The organism is Metabacillus endolithicus (assembly GCF_023078335.1).
Classification (GTDB): Bacteria; Bacillota; Bacilli; order Bacillales; family Bacillaceae; genus Metabacillus; species Metabacillus endolithicus.
Genome location: NZ_CP095550.1, coordinates 306221 through 328897 on the forward strand (window position 1 = coordinate 306221; position 22677 = coordinate 328897).

The window sequence follows — 22677 nt, forward strand, 5'->3', positions numbered from 1 at the left end:
GGTATTTCGCAATGGATAGCCACATAACGAACAAATTAATTGCCGCAATGTCCAGTTTAGACATTAATATCCACTGAACAATAAGATGCACTAAATAGCATGTTAAAAAAAGACCGTTCGGTTTATACTACCAAACAGCCATACAAGAAGTATTATTATCAGAATAGAATCTTCATTTCTACTATTTCTAATACTATTAAAATCTTGCTAATGCCTTTGCATATTCAAAAGGTGTTGGAAGTATATCAGGAAGTACTCTTCGTTCTCCTTCTTCTCTAAATTGCTTTATTTCTGCAGCATAGTTTAATTGCGGCTCTAACACCCAAAACTTTCCGTCCTTATCCACTACAAGGTCAAAGCATGCATCTCCAAGCTTATGACCCTTTTTTTCCATGATTCTTAAAATGCGGATACAAACATCTGTCATGTCCTCAATCTTTTTTAGTGATTGATCCTGAGATAGACCATAAAATTCTTGCAGTGCTTGATCTCCCGGGATGATATCTTGTCGTTTCTTAGAGTTGGCAATAATGCTATCCTTGTGACCTACCTTTGTCTCAATTCCAGAAAACCTCCATTGCATGGTATAGTCCTTTTGAATATAAAGTCGAAAATCAATTTTGTTTCGATCTTTGTTAAATGTGGGAATTTCCTCTTGAACAATATAAGTCTTCTTCTTGATGAGTTGGTTATTAAGAATTTCTATGAATTGCTCCTTCGAAGTAATATTTGTGCTGTTTCCATCAATATCCGTCCATATATAAACCTCGTTCATTCTTTTCACGTGAAAGATTCCTGCTCCACCAGCCATTGAAGCGAGAACTTTAAATAAACTGCATCACATTTTTGCAGTGATTTTAAAACACTGTTCACATCACGATATTCTTTCGTTCTTGGCAAATGCTGTTTAATCACCGGCTGCATATACATTAACTTCCAAAAGTCAAGCTTATCTGTGTTTCCATAAGGATAATTAAAAATAGTGTCGCCGATTATTTCTTGAAGATACTGATATCTTGATGCTCTCAACGGAATTCGGTTGAACATGGAATTTGGAAAAGGAAAGGTTCCCCATTTAAAAGAACTTGTTTTAGGATCATAATAGTAGCCTGAAATCGTTTGATTTTTCTTACTTATTGTGTCAGGAAAGAAGAAATAAACTAGACCTTTGATTTTATGATAATTTGTAAACCTTACTAGCTGCTGTTTAGGGTCATCAATATATCTCGTATAAACAATCATCCCAATAACTGGTCCTACATGTAAGCTGTTATCCTCCCAATAATATTCATATGGTAACGATGGTATGGTAATGTGCTTTGATAGTTTTTCTGGTACGAGCATTTCACCTAATTTGAGTTGGTCATTTAATACTACTTTCAATGGTTTTTTCAATTGACCAAAATGAAGAATTATTTGATCTTTCTCAATTTCAAGGTACTCAAACGTTTCTGAACTTATCTCAATCGTTTCCTCATTTATTGTAGAATCAATTTTCATCGAGTAAAAATAACGATCTTTTATGAATTTTACCGTTTTGTTCATATTCATTGCGCTAGACCCTTTTACAAGAATAATACTTTGATTCGTTATCCTTCTTTTTAGCTCCCTATGCATATCATCTCTATTTTTAAAGTGCATAACCTTTTCAGTATCAAGGCCTGCATTCATAGCTCCTTGCACAATATGCTGCGCTGCACGACCATACGTTAATATGGCGTCCACTCCCTTTTGAGCTGCATAGGCACCAACCTCTTTATGTCCCTCTTCCGCATGATCACCTAGCTCGAGCATACTGCCAAGAACAACTATCCTTTTTTTCCTTCACCTAATTCTTCCTGTACATCAAGTGCTGAATTAACTGATTGGGGGTTTGCATTTACAGTGTCGTCTATTAAAAGTGATTCGTTACACAGCTCATAAACATTTAGCCGTTTAATAGGAACCACATATTTTGCTAAGCCTGATCTAATTTCTGTTGCTGAAAAACCAACTCCATGCGCAACTGCAATGGCAAGTAAGGCATTATGAATGTTGTGAAAGCCAAAGGAAGGTAAGAAGAAAGTTTCTGTTACATCATCAATTTTCACATTAAATTCCATTCCATCATTAACATAATGAATATTGGTTGCACAATAATCCAGATCCTGTTTTGTTCCAATTCGAATGATTCGACCATTAAAGGAACTCCAATCTAAAAGCTTGGAGTTCTCATCGTCTCCGTTTAGAACTAATAATCCATCTTGCTTCATATACTTGATTAAGGCTGATTTGTTTTTAGCCGTGGATTCTATACTATTTCCTAAGTTTCCATAATGAGCTGTGCCAATGTTTGTGATGATGGAGATATTAGGCTGTAAATGACTGCAATGCTTTTCACCAGCACCTGGTTTTCCCATTCCAAGCTCAAGCACAATCGCATCAACTGAAGATTCGCAGCTTTCTGCAATTTGCTTCGTGTTATTGGGCAGGTTTTTATTTCCTGTATTCCTTAACACCTTCCATTTTTCTTCGAGTATGGAAGCTAGTATTTCTCGTGTTGTTGTTTTCCCCGAGCTTCCTGTGATCGCGATTGTCGGGACATTTAATATTAAAGGATTTAACATTCTATCCCCTCCAGTAGTAATTTATTCTAGCAACCTCTTGCTCAGCTGTTAACTACATAGTGTGATATAATCATCTCAAATTCACGAGCTATTTATGATAAACAACTAGAGGCTTTCAGGTGTATATGTCTTCAAGCTAGTCTTAATGAACCTGCAAATGTTAGTTTTTACATACCAATTACAGTGGTGTATTTCTCCTTTAGAAAGCACATGATAAGTGAAACAAATCCTCTTATTAGAATGCTAATTTCATTATTCTAGCGCTTGATTTATTGCAAATTTCGCTAGCAGCAAGGTTGGATCAATCATCTTCATTTCTGTAGTGAAATAAGAAAACATAAGCGGGATTTCCGTGCAGCCCATCAATAAAGAAACTCCTTGATTATAATAGGAGTTAATAACAAAGTTGAGCTCAGCAACCGAATGCGTATTAATCATTCCTTTTTTTGCCGCTTTAATCGTTGAATCCACGATAATTTGTTCTCTCCTGTTTGGTATAAGCAATTCAAAATCAGAGTTAGAAAAGGCATTTTGATACAACTTAGAAGAAATGGTATGTGAAGTTGCAAGAAGTAAGGCTTTTTTATTCTTCGAAGAATGATATTCTTCTTTCATTGCTTTTACCGTTTCATCAATTAAGCTGTAAAAAGGTATACTGATAGCATTTTTAATTTGTTCATACCAAATGTGAGCTGTATGGCAAGGCATAATGATAAAATCGGCACCTGTTTGCTCTAGCACTATTGCAGTTTGAATTAAATCAGATAATGGGGAATTCTCTTCTGTTGTATGAAAGATACGTGGAGGAATTGTAGGATTATTGTAGATAATGATTTTGGGATGTTCCTGATCAATACATGCAGGGGTGTTTATGACAATCTTTTGAAATAAGTCAACTGTTGCAAATGGCCCCATTCCTCCGAGTATACCAATTGTTTTCATATATTCGACTCGGCTCCTATACTTTAGGATGTCCTCCTTTTTATTAAATAAGCACTATAATTCTTGCAATCTCTTTATGGCTTCTTCAAACTGATCAGATGTTAATTGTTGAGACGCTAGAAGTGAATAAAGCATGGCAAATGCAACGGGTTTTACATCAAGATCAATTGTAATGTGCACATCAACATCCGAATTTCCGCTTTTCTCAATTCTTGATTGAGCTTTATAGCTTTCTTCATGATCATTGCTCATTGCTTTATACCTCTCCTTGTTAAAAATCTATTTCTTGCTCTTGCTCCTGCTCTTGGTCCGCCTTAGCCTTAACAATGGAATTTTGCTTTGCTTTAGAATCTGCGTATACATTAATACAGTTTTTTGAGTTACCGCTATTTTGAATAATTGCAGCGTTTTTCCCTTTCTCATCATCCTTAGAGTCACGATAATTTCCGCACATTGATATTCCTCCTATTAACTATATTCTAAAGTTATCCTTCTTCTTCAATTATGATTTCTTGTTCCTGTTCTTGCTCTTGCTCTGCATCTGCCTTTACGATTGATTTTGAATCGGCATCAGATTGAGAGAAGATATTAATCTCATTTTCTGAATTACCACTATCAGAAATTTCGGCAATGTTTTCATAGTCAAGTTTAAAGTCATCTTTTTTCCTAACAGAATCATTGCATTTATAAGACATAAGAATCCTCCTTTATACATATATATTTACCTTATGTTAACTAACTAAAATTGGTAGAAATTTATTTTACTAGAATAAATTAATTTAACAAGGGACAGGTTCCCTGTCCCAACAAGAAAAATGAGAATAATCCCTTCGTACTCCATATAAAGGAAGGTCAAGGCACAATTAAATCCTAAGCGGATTTATTCTATAAAAGAATTTCATCATTATGTAGTTTGTTATTTCTAAGAAAAGACGAAAAACCGCACAATGATTGCATTGTGCGGTACCGTTGTTTTTACCCATCCATCATTAAAATTCACCTTAACACTTTTAAGTGGTATTAAATAGCTTTTATCCCATCATCTCCTAAATTTTGAACATCATTTGCTTGTGAAAGATAACTATGTTTTTCTTGAATCATTAATACAGAAACGGCAGCAATAAGACCAGGGATAGCTAAAGCTAAAAAGTTGACTTGTATAGCCATTCCCCAAGAAACGATAAATCCCGCGATAACAGGGCCGAAGATGGCACCTAATCTTCCTAGACCAAAGGCAAATCCCATGCCAGTTGATCTCATCGACGGAGGATAAAATAGAGAAACATATGCATTTCCAACGTTTTGCCCTCCATAAAATCCAATTCCTGCAAGCGCGACAAGAATAATAACAGCGTAGAAATTTGTCGTTATACTTAATAACAAGATAGATAGAAAAGCAATGAGATATAATCCTACTAGTGTAGGTTTGTATCCAATTTTATCAGCAACGACACCAGCAATATTGCTACCAAAAAGAGCTCCTAAATTTAACGTAAGTAGGAACAACAAACCTGAACCAAGTCCGAATCCGGCATTGATCATTAATTGAGGCAGCCAAGTACCTAAGCCAAAGATCATATACATATTCATAAAAAATACAACCCAGATAAAAATTGTGCTCAGTGTTCTATTTTCACTGAATAATGATTTAATAGAAGATTTTTTCTCTTCATCATTTCCTTCAAAGGTTACATCCTTTGGTAAAATTAAAGTGGGATCCAGCTTATTTAAAATACGTTTTAGTTCATCTATTTTATTACCTTTAACTAAACTATTTGCTGATTCTGGTAATGATTTGAGTAAGAGAGGAACAATAAATAATGGGGCGCCTCCAATAAAGTATAAAACCCGCCAACCTACTTCACCTAATAGCCACATCGTCATTCCGGCTGCCAGTATTCCACCTACCTGCATACCCGAGAAAATAGCTGCCACCATAATCGCTCTGTTTTTTCGTGGAGAATATTCTGTAGTTAGTGCCACAACATTTGGCATAACTCCGCCTACCCCTAAGCCGGCAACAAATCGAAAGAAACCAAATGTATAGATTGTACTTGATAAACCAGATAAAATACTTCCAACACTAAAAAGAATGGTACAGATGATAATTACTTTTTTTCGGCCGATTTTATCTGCCATGAAGCCAAAGAATAAGGCTCCAACGGCGGCACCTATAAGTGCACAGCTACCAATTAACCCAGCTTGTGCCGGATCCATTTTTAATGCTTCGAATAGGACTGGCAGAGTCGCACCATATATGACCATATCATATCCATCAAAAGACATTATGATGAAAAATAAGAGAAACATATAAAGATGAAATTTACTAAATTTACTTTTAGCAATGATTTCATAACCATTCATCGTGGACATTGTTTTCCTCCTTAAATTGAGTAAGCTTTTATAAGTTCTTTCACTTCTCTATTAACATTTTTTCATCAACTATTTTGATAATGAAAATGAAGGACAATAGTAGACAAGTTACTAGATCATGAGCTAGTGCTTTGCTATTCTGTCAAAAACTAGATGTTAATCCCCAATTTATCAACGGCATTTTGATAGTAAAGTTTTTCTTTTTCTACATCTGTAAGTGGAACATTCGCTAAAAACTCCATCATATCTGGAAGAGATTCATATGGATAATCACTACCAAAAAGGATGCTGTCTATCCCCAGAACATTCTTTGTGCAAGCAAAAGCTTCTTTACACATATTCCCACTAGTTGTTACCATAATATTATTTTTAAAATAATAACTAGCTTCTTCCTTGCATTTAATTTGCGGGTTAGGGAGGAAATTCAATCGATTATCCATACGTTCTAGTAAAAAAGGAATTCCTTCGCCAAGGTGACCAAGAACTACCTTTAAATCTGGTAACTCGTCAAAAAGACCTGAAACAATCATTTTCGTAATGGTAACCATCGTATCTAATGTAAATCCAAGACCAGGTCCAGCTACGGTAAAGCCATAGCCATCTGTTCTTCCTCCATTTGGAAGCTGCGGATGTAAATATACATAAACACCAAGTTCCACTGCTTTTCTGAAAATTGGTCGGTACAGCTCTTCATCAGGAGACGTTTCACCATAATTAGAATGGGTGTGCCAGCACACAAATCCATATTCTTTCACACATCTTTCTAATTCATTACAGGCCGCTACAGGATCTTTTACAGGTAGAACGGCGCTTCCTAAGTATTGTGTTGGATATTTTTTGATTATTTCTGCTAAAGTGTCGTTTGCCTTCTGACACAGAAAGATGCTGTCTTCAATTTCAAGCTGCTCCAGACCTGGCGAGCTGCTTAATACAGCCATATCGATACCATGTTCTTTCATCAGCATACTACGCTTTTCTGCTACTTCTAATAGCTGAGGTAAAAGGACATTTTGAGGCATCGTAATTCCTTCCGACCAAGTAAGAACCTGGGTTGTTGGATCATAGAGAGGTGGCTGTTGTCTTTTTGTTAAAACATCAATAAAGCTTTTATCATAAAAATGATTTTCAAAATCTATTTTTTTCATTATTTCGTTCTCCTTTAGTAAAAATATAATCTGTATAGCGATGTAAGCCCTTTCAATATACTATAAAAGTATTGATATTTTTGGAGAAAGGTATCATATTATGATTTCTTCTTCGCTTTAAATGAAAAGTAAAACGCACAAACTGCATAAGCTAACATAACTCCTACGATTCCTAACATCCATAATAGTTCACCCATCCAATCTCACCTTTTCCTGTTCATAATCTATTTTTTTCTGTGCCTTCTTATCTACCAGAAATCCAACAAAACTTGCAATTCCACAAATGATACAGATGATTACAGCCGTTTCTATCGTGGCTTCTACTAATAGCATGCTTTTCCCCCTATTTAGGCAGTTTGCTCATTCAGCTTTTGACGCTCATGTTCTTGCTTTTCTTTCTCCATTCTAAAAAAACCAGGCTTTCCTTCCATAAAATAATGAAGAGCAGCTCCCAAAACAATAGCTAAAATGAATGTTACAACAGCATTTTGCAAAAATTGCAGGTGAAGAATTGTTGGTAGAGGAGAAAAAGACCATAAGAGATTGATAACCCATGTAATTGCTAGGGTTATCCCGGCAGCTTTTGTACTTCTTTTCCAAAATAAAGCATAAATAACCACCCAAAATACAGGAACAAGCCAACCAAACAACCATGTTACACCATTAATGATTTGCGGCAATGTAAAGGCAACAGCAACAGATACGATCCCTAAAATCACAATCATGATACGAGCGAACTTTGTCGTCCTTTCCTCACTTAAATGAGGTTCATATAATCTTTCATAAATATCCTTCACAAAAATTGTGGCTGGTGCCATTGCATTCATAGCAAACGTAGAGAGTAACGCACCAAGGAAGCTAGCTAACAACCAAGCTACTAACCAATCGGGTAATAACGTAACTAAAAGCATCGGTCCACCCATCTTGGGGCCATACGCTGCAAATTCTGGAATCGATTTTGCTGCTAAGCCGACAAGAACAGCAAACACTCCAAACATACCATTAATCGGTGCAGCAATCCATAACGTCTTTTTTACTACTTTCTCACTTTTAGCCGACATCGCTGTTTGCAAAGCCATTTGACTGATGCCTTGAGCGAATGGAACCGCTATCATATTTGCTAATGCAAAAGTAAGCCATATAGATGGATTACCCATTATATTCACCATAAATTCTTGACCTTGACTTAAGGTATGAAAGTCGGAAACTTCCTTCCACCCTTCTCCCGGTAAAGCAAAGGTGAGATAGATTGCTGCAACAATCACACCCAAATACATCACAATTGTGTTAACTAAATTAACCCAGCCAATTTCCTTCATCCCAGCAATAATGACATATAAAATCCCTAGTACAGCTCCTAATACCATCCCTTGATGGATCGACCAGCCTGTCATCGCTGAAAAAGCAATTCCGATCGTTTGTGTTTCCATTGAAAGCAATCCGAAAATAGAGCCAGCCATCACACAGGCTACGGCAATTCTCAATCTTTTTCCCAGGAGCAATTCAATTAGCTCAGGGACAGTAGAAATGTGCAATCTTCTTACCCATCTTCCCGTACCTAAACAAATTACACAAATTAATGCAACATGAGCAAACGAAAACCACATACTCGCCATTCCGATATTCCACGCCATCTCCATCAATCCAAATACATGAGCTGAACCTAAAACAGTTAAAGCAAGCGTTACCCCGACGATTGCGGTTGGCAAATCTCGGTTTGATAATAAAAAGGAGTCCTGTCCTTTCTTAGAAACACGAGCTAAATAGATCCCAATTCCAACTACCGAAATGATTTCATACAAAAGAACAACAGCTAACACTGTATAATTCATCATCATTCCTCCAAACCGTTCGAATGACTGTTCCTCTTCACCCAAGGTAATGCTGGTACAATCAATGCCTCTTAGAAAACGAACGATGATGAGTCATACTAAGAGGCATTTGTAATCATTGTACCTTTTGTATTATTGGTTCATATTTGATGGTACCTTTAGACCTAACATACTCCTTGCTTCATCTGGAGTAGCAATTTCCATTCCAATTTCAGCTACTGTTCTTTTTGTTCTTTCTACAAACTCTACATTCGATTTTGCTAATTGCCCTTTAGCAAAAAAGATATTATCCTCCATACCAACGCGTAAGTGTCCTCCTAATGCTAATGTTGCATAAAGAATTGGTAAATGTCCCTTCCCAATTCCAAACGCGCTCCACGTTGATCCTTCAGGAATTAAGCTTTTTAAGAACACTAGATTCTCAACTGTTGCCGCCATTCCACCAGCAGCACCTAATACAAATTGAAAATGTAGTGGTGCCTTTAAAATTCCTTTTTTCAAATAATAGAGGGCATTATAAACCATTCCTGCATCAAAAATTTCAATTTCCGGCTTTACCTCATGTTCTTGCATGGTTTGCCCGAGTTTTTCTAAAAACTTAGGGCTATTTTCAAATACAGTTGAGTGCTGCCAATTCATTGATCCGCAATCAAACGAGGCCATTTCAGGTTTTAACTCAACAAATGGCTTTATTCGCACATCGTCAGTCAATCCGATTCCACCAGATGTGGTCAAATTCAGCACGATATCACAACGTTCACGTATTAGTTTCACTGTTTCTTTAAACTTTTCAAAGCTCATCGAGGCGTTTCCTTCATCGTCCCTGACATGAATATGAGCAATGGAGGCTCCTGCTTGATAACAAGCATAAACTTCATCCGCGATTTCCTCAGGCTGCAGGGGAACATACGGTGTTTCTTTTTTTGTTGGCCAAAGTACAGTAGGTGCTACGGTTAAAATGACTTTTGAATCAAACTCTCCCAATTTCTCTTCCCCACCTTTTATAGAAAATTTTTATTAAAACGCTCCGAATGGATAAACACGCTCTGGAGCATCATTTACATCATCTTCATCAATTTCTGCCACACAACGAACCATTGAACCATCGCCTAACCACCAACGAATTGGGAAAGCCATAAACTTAAAGCGTTTGCCTACAACTTTATCAAGATCTCCACCGAGATTTTCAATTCCTACGATTCCGTTTCCTAACATGAGTTTATGACACGGCTCCCAAGTTCCTTCTAAGCCATGTTCTTCAAGCTTCCCGAAGGTTTGCATATATTTTTCTGATCCAAATGTTTCGATGTACGTTTTTTTGTTAAATTCGGCAAAAGCCTCAATTCCAAACTGCTCAATGTATTCTTCTGTAATGGTTCTACCAGAATAACCATCAAGATCCATAGCAAGTGATCCTCCATTTTTGCCCATTGTTGTATGAAGTGGATGATCAAGAGCTTGCATATCCATCGCGACACATTTTGGCTGATATTTTTCGAACCATTCTCCAGCTTCTCTTCCCGTACCACAGGAATAATGATAGTATTCCTTGCTTTCATCAAACTTTAGGTGCATACCTGTTCGTAAGCAAACAACCATGTTCTTAAGTTCTTCTGGTTTAATGTTTGCTCGTTTGCATGCATCATCAAGATGTGATGCTTTGATCAGGCCCCAACGCTCCACCTGAATATCAAGACAAACGGCATCGCCATAATAAGCATCCAAAGGCATTTCATGGGTATAACGTGCTCGACTGCCGTCAAACTCGTATTCCATTACATGACGCGGAGCATCTGCATGGGTACCGCAATGCATCACAACATCTATTTTTTGAGTAAGAACCCCACTTTTCGAAAGGTTATGCATCGTGTCAATTTTAGGCTTGGCAAAATACGGCCATACCGGAATATCTGCATGAAAAGGATGACTTAAATCAACTAATACTTTTTTACCCACTGTAAATTCCTCCTAATTTATCTTTTGATCTGATTGATTTTTATTTTCTACATCTATTAAATAGTGATTTAACTTTCGCTTAGATTCTGCGATTTCTTCCTTTGGCCATTGCTGAAAGCCCTTGCCTGACTTAAAACCAAGCTCTCCCTTTTCAACCATTTCTACTAATAATGGAGAAGGCTTTGTTGAATTTTCGAGATGCTCTAATAGATAGTGATGAATGGCTAGGGTTAAATCGGTCCCAACCATATCAGCATTTTCAATTGGTCCAAGCACGGGAAGCCTCATGCCAAAGCTATATTTAATCGATTCATCAACGGTTTTTGCATCAGCAATTCCATTTTCAACAATCGAGATTGCTTCTCGCCATAAGGCATGCTGAAGGCGATTAGCAACAAAACCTGGAACATCTTTATTTACACGAATTGGATGTTTACCAACATCATTTAAAATGTTTATCGTGCGCTCTATAACTTCTTCTGAAGTGTCGTCTGTACGTACAACCTCTACTAACGGTATTAAAAACGCTGGATTCCAAAAATGTGTGCCGAGAATACGGTTTTTTATTTTCGCTTTTTTTGCAATTTCAGTAATACTCATAACTGATGTATTTGTTGCTAAAATAACATGTGGATCACAAATCAAATCCAATCTTTCAAAAAGAGACTGTTTTAATTCCATATCTTCCGGAATGCATTCAACAATTAATTCAGCATTCTCCACAGCCTTTTCCAATTCATTCGTGACCTTTAACCGGGATAGGCTTTTTGTGCTTTCTCTGCCGTAATTGACTCTCTTTCTACTAACATACGTAAATTAGAGTCTACTTTTTTCAAAACCTCAGCTTCTGAATCTTCTACAGAATAGATCGAGACAGAAACTCCATGGCTAGCAAATACTTGGGCAATTCCACTACCCATTAACCCTGATCCACAAATGGCTACTTTAATTAAGTTCGTATTCAAGATGTTCCCTCCTTGGCCGATTGGCTACTATGTTTTTAACCAGCCAAGTATCCCCCATCCACATAAATGGTAGTTCCTGTTATAAAGTTACTAGCAGATGAAGCTAAGAAATTACAAACACCCACATAGTCTTCTGGTTCTCCTAATCTACCAATTGGAATTCGTGTTAAGAACTTTGTTCGTGCTGTGTCATCCGTAAACATCCATTCTGTTAGATCTGAACGGAATACAGTTGGACCGATGGCATTTACATTAATTCCATATTCACCCCACTCACAAGCCAGTGATTTTGCCATCAAATCAATCGCTGCCTTTGATGCATTGTAGGCGGTATAATTTTTCATACCAAGCTTTCCTCTAGTTGAAGAAACAAGGATGACCTTTCCACCTCTAGCTTGTTCCTTTAAGACTTGCCCAACCTTTTTACAGTACAGCCATGTTCCTTTTATGTTGGCATCCATTATTGCTTCCCATTCTTCGGTTGGCTGTTCTAGGATAGGCTTTGGATTATTCATTCCTGCTGCACAAAGTAAAATATCAACTCCACCAAATTCTTTCACCGTTGCAGCAACAACATGATCAACGTCACTTTCTATTATTGGGTCTCCTATCTGATAGGCACATTCTAGTCCTTGCGCCTTCATCTCATCATAGAGAGCTTCAAGTTTAGACTGAGTTCTTGCTGTTAACATCACCTTTGCACCTGCATAAGCAAAGCCCCATGCTGCTGCTTTTCCGAGTGCTCCAGTTGCACCAGTTACAATAGCGACCTTTCCTTTAATATCATAAAGATTGTTCACGAAATCTTGATTCACCACAATAATCATCCTTTATCATTTTTAGTAATTAACAACAACCAACATTGTGGCTGGTTCATTTGTCTCGTTAATAATCGATCTACCTTCAAATGGCGGGATAAAGATGCTATCATATTTTTTTAAGACCACTCTTTCCGTCTTTGTTTCGATAACAACCTCTCCTTCTAACACCACATAGATTTTCTCGGTTGGTGAATCTTCATAAGCATAGTCAGCTCCACCATTAGGAAGAAAATGAGTCATTCCCATCCAAAACTTTGTAGCTCCCGTTTCTTCCGTGCCGTGTAGCTTTAAAGTGGAACAATCAAAATGTAAGGGTGCTTTATATGGATTTACTTCGCTGAATTTAACCGCTTTCATTTCCTTCACCTCCTTTCAAGAACGATTTTCTATTTTTATGTACTTTGTAAGTACCGGACAAATAGAAGCAACATTCTCTTTACACTTTTATTAATAGCAAGTAGTGTGCCAAATCGAACTTTCACATTAAAAAATTTATTAAACCCTTATAACTCAATGTTCTAACCACCTCTAACAGTTTTGAAAGAAGCATGATAAAAAAAGAAACCCGATACAAAAATGTATCAGGTTCTTGTCTCTATTACGCTTGATTTATGTATATCTAGTAAGCTCTTTTAACTGATACAAATTTGTATCAACTGATACGATTTTGTATCACATCTACACTTTACCATTCTGTTATACCTAATGTTTTTGCCTTTCTCACGACTGTAGGTTGCGTCACTCCTAGTACTTTCGCTGCCTTGTGGGTACTACCGTGTTTTTTAAGTGCATTGTAAATAAGTTCTTTTTCAACTTTTTCCACTGCTTCTTTCAAGGAAAAAGTTGAGTGTTGCGACAATTTATTTGAAGTGCTTTCATCACCTAATGTTAAGATAACTTGATCAACGTTTATGTATTGATTTTCACTAATGATAACTAACCTCTCGATCGTATTTTCCAATTCTCTAACATTTCCTGGCCAATGATAGGTTGTTAGAAAATCAGCAGTCTCTGGGTCTATTTTTTTCTGTTTATTATACCTTTTGTTAAATTTTTCAAGAAAATAATGAAGTAACAAGTAAATATCGTCTTTTCTGTCTCTTAATGGTGGAATTTTTATTGGAATCACATTCAATCGATAATAAAGATCTTCTCTAAATAATCCTTCTTTTATTTGCTTTAAGATGTTTTGATTAGTTGCTGCGATGACCCGTACATCAATTTTGATTGGACGAGTGCCTCCTACTCTAGTTATTTCTTTTTCTTGAAGACAGCGTAGTAGCTTTGATTGCAGCTTTATTGGCATTTCTCCGATTTCATCTAATAAAAGGGTCCCTCTATTTGCTAATTCAAACAATCCTAACTTTTCCTTTTGTTGTGCTCCTGTAAACGCACCCCTTTCATACCCAAATAATTCAGATTCTAGTAGTGATTCAGGAATAGCTGCACAATTCACTTTAATAAAAGGCTGATCTTTTCGGGAGCTATTTTTATAAACCTCACTTGCAATGACTTCTTTTCCTACTCCAGTTTCTCCTGTAATTAAAACTGTTGCATCTGTTTGTGAAACCTGTTCAATTAAGCTTTTAATCTGGAAAATCGCGGGAGATTGACCAATAAAATCGGTTTTGTTTTTGTTTTCGTTAAAGTATTTTAGAGCTTCATAATATCGAATATTTTCCTTTTCCTTTTCTTCAAGTTGTTCTTTTAATCGTATGAGCTCGGTTAAATCTCTCATAATCGTGTAAACTTGCTGTATTTCACCATTATTATCAAAAATAGGGGTTCCTGTTAATAAAACCTTTTTTTATTAGCCGTAACGGTTGATAAAATAGACACCTTTCTTTTCTCTTTTAATACTAATAATGAGGCAGAGTTGCTAAAGTACTTTTGATCAACAAATGTTTGAACATGTTTTCCAACGATGTTTTTCTCGTGTATTTCTGTTATTTTTGAGTAGGCTTTGTTAATGCGAAGAACAATTCCTTTGTTATCAATCACGATAATTCCATCTGATACTTCATCACCGATGTCAAAGCCATCGATAATAACAGGCTTAGATGTTAGCTTTGATTTAGGTGAGCCAACGCTTCCACTAATACTAGAATAATAATCTTCCACTAGCTTTTGTAAAATTTCATTTTCCTTCATTTTTGTACAATTAACGATTTCATGGAGCATCTTTTTATGATCAGAACTGATTGTGATGGAAAGCGTATGTTCCATTGTTGACCTCCTAGTTTACTTTTTGTGTTTACAATTATTTTACTCGATAGAAGGCTTTTTTGGGAGAGACAGAGGGACAGGTTCCTTGTCCCATAATTGAGCTAATGTCCTGTTCCATCGGTGTAAAATTCACGAAAAAAGGGACAGTGTACCTGTCCCTAAAATAGCTCCATTTGCTCAACTTCGCCGAGTCGATCTAGCGCCTGGGGAACTCATGATCTTGAAAATATGCCTGATGTAGTTGTTTTACTTTGGTCATTATTTGCTTATTTGTATCTGCTGCTTTTCGTAAGCGACAGCTATAAATAACTGGGAAATAGTCTCTAAGAAATTTTCCTTCTGCATGTGCAGTTAGTGCAATAATTTGGAAGCCTAATTGTTCAGCAATAAAGAAGACTGGATTTAACACATGATCACTGGATGCTTTTCCGAAAGGATTGTCCAATATCACAACACGGTGTCGTTTCATGTTTGATTCAATATGTTTTTGTTTCTCGGCAACATAATTAAGGATTCCCAGGAAGAGCGTCATGTTCTTACTCCATTTTTCTCCACCAGACCAAACGTTGGATTGTTCCCATGAATACGAACTTGTTGTTACTTCGTTATCATTTGTTACCTTTCGACAAGTTACTTTCATACTTTCGTTGTTCATCACCACACGGAGTAGCTGTTTTGATTGAATCCATGTTTCAATGTCTTTTCGTACCCTTCCGAAGTCCTCGATCCCCTCTGAATTTACATATTTCTCTGATTCTAGTTGTTCTAGAATCCATTCAATATGTTTCCGGATCCGACCTTTTCCTTCTTCCTCTGACCACTCAGGAATACTGAATTTGAAGATTTCTCGCCATTTATCTACTACTTTTACTCTTGTTTTCTTTGGAATTAATTCTAGTTCTCCTGCAATTGTGAATAAATGACTATTAATATGTGTGACAAACTGCTCTAATTGTTTGTCATGGTCGATAATGCTTGCTTCATTATATTTAATAGCAGTTGTAATTCGTTTTTGCATATGTGTTTGAAATTCAACAACTTCTTTATACGTTCGCTTGGAATCTATTCCATCCTGTGCCATTTTTTGCATTTTCACATTAGTAATTTTCGTTTTACAAAAGGTTTTAAAAAGCTCTTTTGCACGCTCAACCTTTTCCCACTCTTTTGACACATTATTTTTTCCTTGCCTTAATCCCTTTGTTACATGTTCTACAAAAGAAGTTCGTTCATAAGTGAAATCTGAAATCTCTTGTTCGGATAATACGGTAGCCACAACAGAAGGTCCTTTAAAGTGATGTGCTTCTTCATAACGATCGAGCACATGGAAAGCTGTTTTGATTGATTCAAGCTCATCATTTTTACGCCTTTGTTCACTTTGTAAAAACTCTATTTTTTCATTTAATTTTTTCTTTTCTTGTTTTAATAGTAATTGTACTTCTGATAAAGAATCCTTAAATATTATTGGCTCTTCATCACGGAATTCTTTAGAAAATAGCTCATAAGCAATCTCAACCGCTTTATCCTGTTTAATTTTCTTCTCGTTAACTTGATTAAACTTCGTCGTTCTTTCATCAACACTTTTCTCGAAGTTCTTCATTTTATCACGGTAAAAAGCAATTTGTTCCTTTCCATTTGGTGGGAAGATCATCTCTTCATCTAAAGGTCCATAGTCCAAAATGGTGTCGTCCTTCGCTATTGAAATGCGGTTATATTCCTTTTGAGAATGTTCTAGTTTAATTTCAATTTCTCTACGTGAACTCGACGATTTTCGTAACTGATGTTTGAGCTCTTCCCGTTCTTCTTTTAATATATTGATCGCCTTATTCGTAAATGTTAAACTGTACGCCTTCACTTCAAGATATAAGGAATCATCCATTAATTTATTAAAATATGAGTTTTCTTCTCTCTCTTGTTCTTTCATTATATTCAATTCATCATTTAATCGCTGAGCTTGAATTTCAAATCGTTTAATCGTTTTATTGATTTCTTCTATTTTACTAGAAAGCTGCTCCAGAAACTTCTTCAGCTCGATGGTTTCTTTTTCTAAAGATAGAAATTCATAGGCAGACTCTAATCTTCCTTGCAAACCTTGATATTCTTTTTCATACGTTTCAATTGTCTCCCTCTGAGTAGAAAGCAGACGTTCGCATTCGTCTAATTGTGACTGTATATTTTGTTGTGTTAAAGATAATTCTTGTATCTCTTGGTCAAGGTTAGATTTATGATCTTTATTTTCTTGATATTCAGTATAAGGATACTCACATAAAAATGTGGCTAGTTTATCAGCACCACGGTTCCATACATCTACCCTTTCTTCTAACTCTACTCGAGCATAAGTAGCTTCATCAGCGCTTTTCTTCATTGATTGTATCCAGTCCTGAAAACTTGAAGGCTGTTGATTTTGTATCCAATGTCTTGGTATGACCGGAGAAGATTGTTGTTGTTGTTCTCCCTGAACAATTGCCTGAGCTTGCTCAATTGATAAGACATCAATTGGAAATTGAAGATGCTGATCTATGTTTTGAATTTTTTGTTTTAGCTGGATCTTTTCAGTTTCAATTGTAACTAACGTCATCGGCCATAGTGGATATTTCATCGCATCTGCTTTTGAAGTTCCTTCTAATGACTGAATAAACTGAACACCTGTTTCTACTAAATGAAATTGATTTTTCCATTGTTTTATTTGTTTTTCTATATATGGATCCGCAAAGAATAGATCTTGATGACCATAATCGTCTATAAATCGGTGTGCGAGACGTTCTTTAAATAAAGAATCTTCTCGTTGTTTGTTTAAGCGTTGAATAAAATCATGAATTTGTTGTGTTAGCGAATCTTGTTTTAAGTAAATAGAATCATAGGTTGCCCATTGTGATCGTAATGCTGCTAGTACATTTTTTAGTTGATAATGTGCACGTTCTACTTGATCAATTTCAAATGCTAATTTGGTACGAGCACTTTCTTTTTCTTCTTTCTTTTTACTTACTAATTCGCTCTGTTCCTTATATTCAGCCATTTTTAAAGAAAGTTGTTTATTATTTGTTTTCAAGTGAACAATTTGGTCATCAAGGTGAACAAGGCGTTTCTCCCATTGTTGAAGCTGATCACTTACAGACTCCTGATCTGGTTTTGAAAGAATTTTATTTCGAATGCGGTTCAACTGTTTTTCTAAGTTTTGGATGATTCCTTGGTTTTGATTAAATGTCTTTTTGGCTTGCTCAAGTTGTTCAGTTTGGGCTCTTGCCTTACTATTAGATTCTTGAATCGCATGAACAATTGGTTGCTTTTCAATGTTTAGTTCCTGCTGCCGTTTCTTGCTTTCTTCTAATTCATTTGTGAAGTATCCGTTTATCTCCTGGCTGTTTTCTTCTAATTTTCCCTTTATTTCCTGGATATCTTGATTTTCATCAAAGGTTTCTAATTGTTTTTGTAAGGAAAAAAGCCGATCTTGCTCTTCTTTTTGTTGCTCATTTAACTCCGCTAGCTTTAAAGAATAAAAGGTTGTTTTTGCTTGAACTAGGTCTTCTTTTCCAATGTTTAGTTGTTGTAAATAATCCTGTAGATCAACTTGCAATGTATTTAAGAAGGATTGCTCTTTCTGAATTCCCAGGGAGAGCTCTTTTTTATAAAAATTTCTTCTATCAGATTCCCATTCTTTTATTCTCGACTCTAGATTTTGCAACTCAACCGTTTTTTCCTGCTCTTGCTGATTAATGAGGTTTAGCACTGCTTTTGCACGCTGTTTCTTTTGCTCGTATGCTTGCTGTTCTTTATGCAAACCTTCATAGGTAGCTACATATCGGATTAACTCTTCTTCAACCGCTTTGTTTTCTTCTATTTGTTCCTTCAGCTCTTTATATAACTTGAAGCTTGCTCGATGTTTTTCGAATGTATCTGCAAAGGTATTTTCGTTATGGCCAGCTATTGCACCTTCTACTGTTGGAATTAGTAAGCGATCGAACAACTGATTTGTTTGTTTACACTCATCGAAAAAAGCTTCAACTCCACCTTCTGTACTATTGATTTTTACGATGCTTTCCCACTCGTTGGCAATAATATGATATTGCTCCTCTATATGTTGTTGAAACTCTTTAATCGTCGGAAAGGTATGTGCATTCATATATTGCTGTGACATCTGCTGATAATAATCTAAAATTTCACCACGATCAGATGGACGATTTGTATCTTTTCTCACAAACGGAATGTTTTCAATACCATGTCGGTCCCCCCTTGGTAAGGATACACATAGCGATACGACCCTAACCCGTCTTTTGTTAGGAATAAACTTACACAGGTGACCAAATAACGGCGAGGGTTTTCTGATAATAACCATTCAATTGCTATATGAGCTGGATAGTTATCAAGTTGCAGTGTTTGCTTGATTTTACGATCTGAAAGATTGGTATGAGGAATAATTGCTTGAAGGGCAGTTTGAATAAAAACAGTTTTTCCTCCTCCATTTTCAAGCAGGATCGCCCCATTATATCCATCAAATTTAAACATCTCATCGTTATATCGTTTATTCCCTTCTTCATATACCACATTTGTAAATCGAATGTTACTAATCGATGGCATCTTCAGCTTCCTCCTCCCATTTATAGATAAACTCCAGTATTCCTTTGTTATATTCCACTTCCATAAAAAAGCGCTGTACAATTGTTTTCGCTTTTTCCGTCAAAATGATCTCATTATTTCCAATTTCCTTAATTAATTCTTGATCCACTAAAAATCGTTTGGCCGTATCCATAAAACTTAAACGACTAATCGTATTACCACTCTGCTTTTTCGCCGTTTCTTTAATGTCATTCATGTCTTCCCATTTTTCAATAATACTTTTCCAGTTGTATGAAAACTCTTGTTCTCTAGCACGAAGCTGTTCCTCATCATGTTCCATTAAAACACTGATTCGTTCGTTTACATGTCGGGCCCAGTCATCAATGTTCATGAAATCTCTCGTTGGCTCTAGCGTTTGATAGCTATCATAAAATGCACCAAATAGAATAATTGATGTAAAATAAAGTAAATAAATATCTGCATTTGTCGCGGTTGACTTCAAATACGTTTTTTTAATGTAATCATTGTTCACATGAAAGGGAGATAGCTTTGTTTTAGGAATCATGTACAACTTTTCTCCTGCTATGATCATGACACAATCAACACGATGAGCAAATCCATCTACTAAACCACGAATATCATCATCGGCGATATATAAAGACAAGCATTCAGTATCAGCCTGTCCATCTCGTGCTAAAACAGTATAAAGTTCAAAGGCCTGCATCACTTTGCTTTCACTATAATTCATCTAGCATCTCCTCCTCTAACGTTATATCCATATTTTGGATAGAAAAGCGCTCTGTTACATGTAAGTTTTCTGCTCTTTCTTTTAATAGTAAGGTTCGTCTTCCTAGCTGTGGTAACGCATCATCTAAAATATGATTTTGCTCGCCTTCCTCATTTTCAATTTTTCCTGAAATGATCGGTGAGCGTTGATGAAGTACAATCCAAAAGTCATAGAAAAAACGCTGATGTAGTAGGACTTTGTCTTCTGTTTTTCTCACATACTCTATTACACTAGCAAGCTCAACACAGCCTGATTTTATTGCAAGTAACAATAGCTTCATCACATAGCCATAATTTTTTCTTAAGCCTTCCTGATAGGTGTTTTCACTTTCCTTACCAACTGTCATAAACCCATAATCGACTAGCTCATCTCGTTCTTCACGAATGTTTTGCTCGGCAAAAACTGTTAAGGGTGACCATTGTTGCTCCTGTTGAACTTGTAAGAAAGGATGTAGTAGTCCTTTCATTGCTTCAAGCGGTAACGGTGTTCCGATCACTCTTGCGTTTATATCCTGATCAAAGTTAAAGGCATCAATTCCGGTATAATATAACGACTCTTGCGCCGATTTTAATGTATGATTTTTCAGCTCAATACTTTGTTCCAGGAGCCTTGAGTGATCATAGTGAACTTCTTCTAATTGGTTAGTAATCTCAAGAACATATGCATACGTTTTCGTTTCTTTTTGATGATAATCCTTTTCATAAAGTCGATTTTTTGTTTCTTTGACAAATTGTCGTAGCTCTGAGAACTCTTCATTTTCTCTTTCAAGACGAGCATGAATATCTTCAAGAAGCTGCTTATATCGTTCGAATGTTTCCTCAGAAACGATGCTTCTTTGTATTTCATGACGTAGCTTTATCATTCGTTCGTTTAATGATTCTACATCTATGCGCATTTCATTGATTTGCCTTAATGCCCCGCGAAATTCTCCTTTTTCTAATTGTTTTCTAAGCATTAATTGATTGATTGAAAGCTGAAATTCACTATAAAATTCTTTTGTTGCAAACACGAGCTCTAACCCATCTTCATCTAATGTATAATATTGGGTGTTCGTTTTAGAATAAAAATCTTTTGCCTTTAATAAGGAATATTCCAGCTCTTTATTTTCATAGGTTTCCCAGTCATAGTATGGATAGGTTCGCTTTTTACCAGTTGTTGGACGAAACGTTTGAATAATGGTCGATGCCATCTCTTCATAGACTTGTTCGTCTAAATTGTATTGACGTTCAGTGAGTTTCTTTAGAAATTTTGCCAGTTCCTTTTTCCCGACTTTATGATTTCGCATAATTTTTTGCTCAAAAAAGAATAACAGAGTGAGCAAGCCAAGGCCTTTCATGTCTATGGGCTCTCCTTGCTGATCTTTCATTTTCTTTCGGTCTAGCTCATATAACGGATCGAATAAAGCAAGACGGCGCATTCTCTCTCGAAAACCACTTGTTATATCGGATAATTCATTTAGTTCCATTTAGAATGCCTCCATATAGCTTGTAATTCACTTGTTTTCAGTATTTCTTGCGGGTAGTAGTGACCGTTATTTAAAACAGATTGAATTCTTTCACTTTCTTCCTCTGTAAAAAACTTCAAGAATGCTTCAATTGCTGATTGATCACTTCGTTGATTTATTTTTCCTTTGATGGAAGTCTTGTCTAGACATGCGCGGTAGAAAGGCAACGCTAACTGAATCGGTTTTTTTTCGTTTAGCCGCTCCCAAATAAATATTCCAGAACGATCGATGTCTCCGAAATAATAAAAGATATGAACAACATTTGAGATAGGAAGCTGCCGTTCGAATTGCTCAATACTTTTGATAATCTTATTACCACTTCCATAGATAAGTGTTGAAAAATCCGTTTGAGTTAGCGTATCCACTAATGCTTGAAAGGTTGTTTTGTTCTCCACGATAAGATGCTTAAGAGATTGGTTTGATAGAGTAGCAGGATTCACGGCAAACATTAACGGATCTGATACTGGGATAACTTTCATTCTTGACCATAATCCGATTCTTTCTAGTAGCTCTTTTCCCTGTTTATCAGTCATCCACTTTTCATCACCGACAAGCTCTACACTTCGTTCAGGAGCTGGCACTTCATATTTTGGAAATCCGAATTTTTCTATATATTGATGAATTTTGAGGAGATAATGATGGTCCTTTTCCCATTGAGAAGGATCAGATCCAAAATAAGAATCTAGTTTAATAGATGGGTGTAATTGTAGCCGATATTTTTTTAATTTCTCGTGATAGTCTCTTTTTAGCTGTTGCTTGTGAATACGATAGAAATAAGCTAATGAAGGTGTACGGGTATTTCGTCCCTTGGATTTCACGATCTCTAATACACCTTCACGTTCAAAATCAAGGATTACTTGAGAAAATTGCTCGTACGTAGTATTTACGGGGATAAATGTTTCGAGTTCTTCTATTCTGATGGTCTTTTTTGCATAATTTAAAAGCCCTTGTTTGATAATTTCTCTCATG

The 22677-nt window shown here is 36.2% G+C and carries 23 protein-coding genes and 1 pseudogene; all 24 read right to left on the bottom strand.

Annotation, left to right across the window (positions count from 1 at the left end; translation table 11 throughout):
* Positions 1-196: 196 nt before the first annotated feature.
* On the bottom strand, positions 197-775 hold the full coding sequence (locus tag MVE64_RS01630) for a YheC/YheD family protein (RefSeq protein WP_247346918.1): 579 nt from the start codon (positions 773-775) through the stop codon (positions 197-199).
* 5 nt (positions 776-780) lie between these two features.
* Positions 781-1794 (bottom strand): hypothetical protein, encoded by a 1014-nt coding sequence (locus MVE64_RS01635; protein ID WP_247343135.1) that lies wholly within the window; start codon positions 1792-1794, stop codon positions 781-783.
* Positions 1795-1808: 14 nt separating this feature from the next.
* On the bottom strand, positions 1809-2606 hold the full coding sequence (locus MVE64_RS01640; RefSeq protein WP_247343137.1) for a Mur ligase family protein: 798 nt from the start codon (positions 2604-2606) through the stop codon (positions 1809-1811).
* A gap of 252 nt (positions 2607-2858) precedes the next feature.
* A complete protein-coding gene (cuyB, locus tag MVE64_RS01645) occupies positions 2859-3548 on the bottom strand; it encodes a cysteate racemase (RefSeq protein WP_247343139.1) in 690 nt (229 codons plus the stop codon).
* 54 nt (positions 3549-3602) lie between these two features.
* The gene (locus MVE64_RS01650) at positions 3603-3800 is read right to left on the bottom strand and encodes a hypothetical protein (protein ID WP_247343142.1); all 198 of its coding nucleotides are present in this window, start codon (positions 3798-3800) and stop codon (positions 3603-3605) included.
* 19 nt (positions 3801-3819) lie between these two features.
* Positions 3820-4002 carry a hypothetical protein gene (locus MVE64_RS01655; RefSeq protein WP_247343145.1) on the bottom strand — a complete coding sequence of 61 codons (183 nt, stop codon included), beginning with the start codon at positions 4000-4002 and terminating at the stop codon, positions 3820-3822.
* Positions 4003-4033: 31 nt separating this feature from the next.
* Complete coding sequence (locus MVE64_RS01660; RefSeq protein WP_247343147.1) at positions 4034-4243, bottom strand: hypothetical protein; 210 nt, start codon at positions 4241-4243, stop codon at positions 4034-4036.
* Positions 4244-4568: 325 nt separating this feature from the next.
* Positions 4569-5921, bottom strand: a complete 1353-nt coding sequence (locus tag MVE64_RS01665; RefSeq protein ID WP_247343150.1) for an MFS transporter — start codon at positions 5919-5921, stop codon at positions 4569-4571.
* Between the two features lie 149 nt (positions 5922-6070).
* A complete protein-coding gene (locus MVE64_RS01670; protein WP_247343153.1) occupies positions 6071-7066 on the bottom strand; it encodes an amidohydrolase family protein in 996 nt (331 codons plus the stop codon).
* Between the two features lie 189 nt (positions 7067-7255).
* Positions 7256-7399, bottom strand: coding sequence for a hypothetical protein (locus tag MVE64_RS01675; protein WP_247343155.1), 144 nt, complete (start codon positions 7397-7399; stop codon positions 7256-7258).
* A gap of 14 nt (positions 7400-7413) precedes the next feature.
* Positions 7414-8898, bottom strand: coding sequence for a sodium:solute symporter family protein (locus tag MVE64_RS01680; RefSeq protein ID WP_247343158.1), 1485 nt, complete (start codon positions 8896-8898; stop codon positions 7414-7416).
* Between the two features lie 132 nt (positions 8899-9030).
* Positions 9031-9882, bottom strand: coding sequence for a beta-keto acid cleavage family enzyme (locus MVE64_RS01685; protein WP_247343161.1), 852 nt, complete (start codon positions 9880-9882; stop codon positions 9031-9033).
* A 33-nt stretch (positions 9883-9915) separates the two neighbouring features.
* Positions 9916-10854, bottom strand: a complete 939-nt coding sequence (locus MVE64_RS01690) for a cyclase family protein (protein WP_247343163.1) — start codon at positions 10852-10854, stop codon at positions 9916-9918.
* 12 nt (positions 10855-10866) lie between these two features.
* Positions 10867-11325: a 3-hydroxyacyl-CoA dehydrogenase family protein gene (locus MVE64_RS01695; RefSeq protein ID WP_247346920.1), complete on the bottom strand. Its 459-nt coding sequence runs from the start codon at positions 11323-11325 to the stop codon at positions 10867-10869.
* Positions 11323-11819: pseudogene (locus MVE64_RS28050) on the bottom strand (3-hydroxyacyl-CoA dehydrogenase family protein); the annotation flags it as partial. The gene MVE64_RS01695 and the pseudogene MVE64_RS28050, both read right to left, overlap by 3 nt.
* Before the next feature lie 35 nt (positions 11820-11854).
* Positions 11855-12634 (bottom strand): SDR family NAD(P)-dependent oxidoreductase, encoded by a 780-nt coding sequence (locus MVE64_RS01710; protein ID WP_247343169.1) that lies wholly within the window; start codon positions 12632-12634, stop codon positions 11855-11857.
* 24 nt (positions 12635-12658) lie between these two features.
* Complete coding sequence (locus MVE64_RS01715; protein WP_247343171.1) at positions 12659-12997, bottom strand: cupin domain-containing protein; 339 nt, start codon at positions 12995-12997, stop codon at positions 12659-12661.
* A gap of 328 nt (positions 12998-13325) precedes the next feature.
* The gene (locus MVE64_RS01720; RefSeq protein WP_247343174.1) at positions 13326-14378 is read right to left on the bottom strand and encodes a sigma-54 interaction domain-containing protein; all 1053 of its coding nucleotides are present in this window, start codon (positions 14376-14378) and stop codon (positions 13326-13328) included.
* A 53-nt stretch (positions 14379-14431) separates the two neighbouring features.
* Positions 14432-14866 carry a PAS domain S-box protein gene (locus tag MVE64_RS01725; protein WP_247343176.1) on the bottom strand — a complete coding sequence of 145 codons (435 nt, stop codon included), beginning with the start codon at positions 14864-14866 and terminating at the stop codon, positions 14432-14434.
* 196 nt (positions 14867-15062) lie between these two features.
* On the bottom strand, positions 15063-19058 hold the full coding sequence (locus MVE64_RS01730) for a coiled-coil domain-containing protein (protein ID WP_247343178.1): 3996 nt from the start codon (positions 19056-19058) through the stop codon (positions 15063-15065).
* Positions 19055-19438 carry a hypothetical protein gene (locus MVE64_RS01735; protein ID WP_247343180.1) on the bottom strand — a complete coding sequence of 128 codons (384 nt, stop codon included), beginning with the start codon at positions 19436-19438 and terminating at the stop codon, positions 19055-19057. The genes MVE64_RS01730 and MVE64_RS01735 overlap by 4 nt, the downstream gene beginning before the upstream one ends.
* The gene (locus MVE64_RS01740; protein ID WP_247343183.1) at positions 19425-20165 is read right to left on the bottom strand and encodes a DUF6063 family protein; all 741 of its coding nucleotides are present in this window, start codon (positions 20163-20165) and stop codon (positions 19425-19427) included. The genes MVE64_RS01735 and MVE64_RS01740 overlap by 14 nt, the downstream gene beginning before the upstream one ends.
* Positions 20155-21669, bottom strand: coding sequence for a replicative DNA helicase (locus MVE64_RS01745; RefSeq protein ID WP_247343185.1), 1515 nt, complete (start codon positions 21667-21669; stop codon positions 20155-20157). Before MVE64_RS01745 ends, MVE64_RS01740 begins: the two co-directional genes overlap by 11 nt.
* Positions 21660-22676 carry a Wadjet anti-phage system protein JetD domain-containing protein gene (locus tag MVE64_RS01750; RefSeq protein ID WP_247343188.1) on the bottom strand — a complete coding sequence of 339 codons (1017 nt, stop codon included), beginning with the start codon at positions 22674-22676 and terminating at the stop codon, positions 21660-21662. The genes MVE64_RS01745 and MVE64_RS01750 overlap by 10 nt, the downstream gene beginning before the upstream one ends.
* Between the last annotated feature and the right edge of the window lies 1 nt (position 22677).

Bases quoted from the DNA above. Each gene is read 5' to 3' on its own strand.
- MVE64_RS01680 (WP_247343158.1), bottom strand. From the start codon at position 8,898: ATGAATTATACAGTGTTAGCTGTTGTTCTTTTGTATGAAATCATTTCG.
- MVE64_RS01740 (WP_247343183.1), bottom strand. From the start codon at position 20,165: ATGAATTATAGTGAAAGCAAAGTGATGCAGGCCTTTGAACTTTATACT.
- MVE64_RS01650 (WP_247343142.1), bottom strand. From the start codon at position 3,800: ATGAGCAATGATCATGAAGAAAGCTATAAAGCTCAATCAAGAATTGAG.
- cuyB (WP_247343139.1), bottom strand. From the start codon at position 3,548: ATGAAAACAATTGGTATACTCGGAGGAATGGGGCCATTTGCAACAGTT.
- MVE64_RS01745 (WP_247343185.1), bottom strand. From the start codon at position 21,669: ATGGAACTAAATGAATTATCCGATATAACAAGTGGTTTTCGAGAGAGA.
- MVE64_RS01630 (WP_247346918.1), bottom strand. From the start codon at position 775: ATGAACGAGGTTTATATATGGACGGATATTGATGGAAACAGCACAAAT.
- MVE64_RS01660 (WP_247343147.1), bottom strand. From the start codon at position 4,243: ATGTCTTATAAATGCAATGATTCTGTTAGGAAAAAAGATGACTTTAAA.
- MVE64_RS01735 (WP_247343180.1), bottom strand. From the start codon at position 19,438: ATGCCATCGATTAGTAACATTCGATTTACAAATGTGGTATATGAAGAA.
- MVE64_RS01675 (WP_247343155.1), bottom strand. From the start codon at position 7,399: ATGCTATTAGTAGAAGCCACGATAGAAACGGCTGTAATCATCTGTATC.
- MVE64_RS01725 (WP_247343176.1), bottom strand. From the start codon at position 14,866: ATGGAACATACGCTTTCCATCACAATCAGTTCTGATCATAAAAAGATG.
- MVE64_RS01640 (WP_247343137.1), bottom strand. From the start codon at position 2,606: ATGTTAAATCCTTTAATATTAAATGTCCCGACAATCGCGATCACAGGA.
- MVE64_RS01750 (WP_247343188.1), bottom strand. From the start codon at position 22,676: ATGAGAGAAATTATCAAACAAGGGCTTTTAAATTATGCAAAAAAGACC.
- MVE64_RS01655 (WP_247343145.1), bottom strand. From the start codon at position 4,002: ATGTGCGGAAATTATCGTGACTCTAAGGATGATGAGAAAGGGAAAAAC.
- MVE64_RS01665 (WP_247343150.1), bottom strand. From the start codon at position 5,921: ATGTCCACGATGAATGGTTATGAAATCATTGCTAAAAGTAAATTTAGT.
- MVE64_RS01670 (WP_247343153.1), bottom strand. From the start codon at position 7,066: ATGAAAAAAATAGATTTTGAAAATCATTTTTATGATAAAAGCTTTATT.
- MVE64_RS01720 (WP_247343174.1), bottom strand. From the start codon at position 14,378: ATGAGAGATTTAACCGAGCTCATACGATTAAAAGAACAACTTGAAGAA.
- MVE64_RS01715 (WP_247343171.1), bottom strand. From the start codon at position 12,997: ATGAAAGCGGTTAAATTCAGCGAAGTAAATCCATATAAAGCACCCTTA.
- MVE64_RS01635 (WP_247343135.1), bottom strand. From the start codon at position 1,794: ATGCTCGAGCTAGGTGATCATGCGGAAGAGGGACATAAAGAGGTTGGT.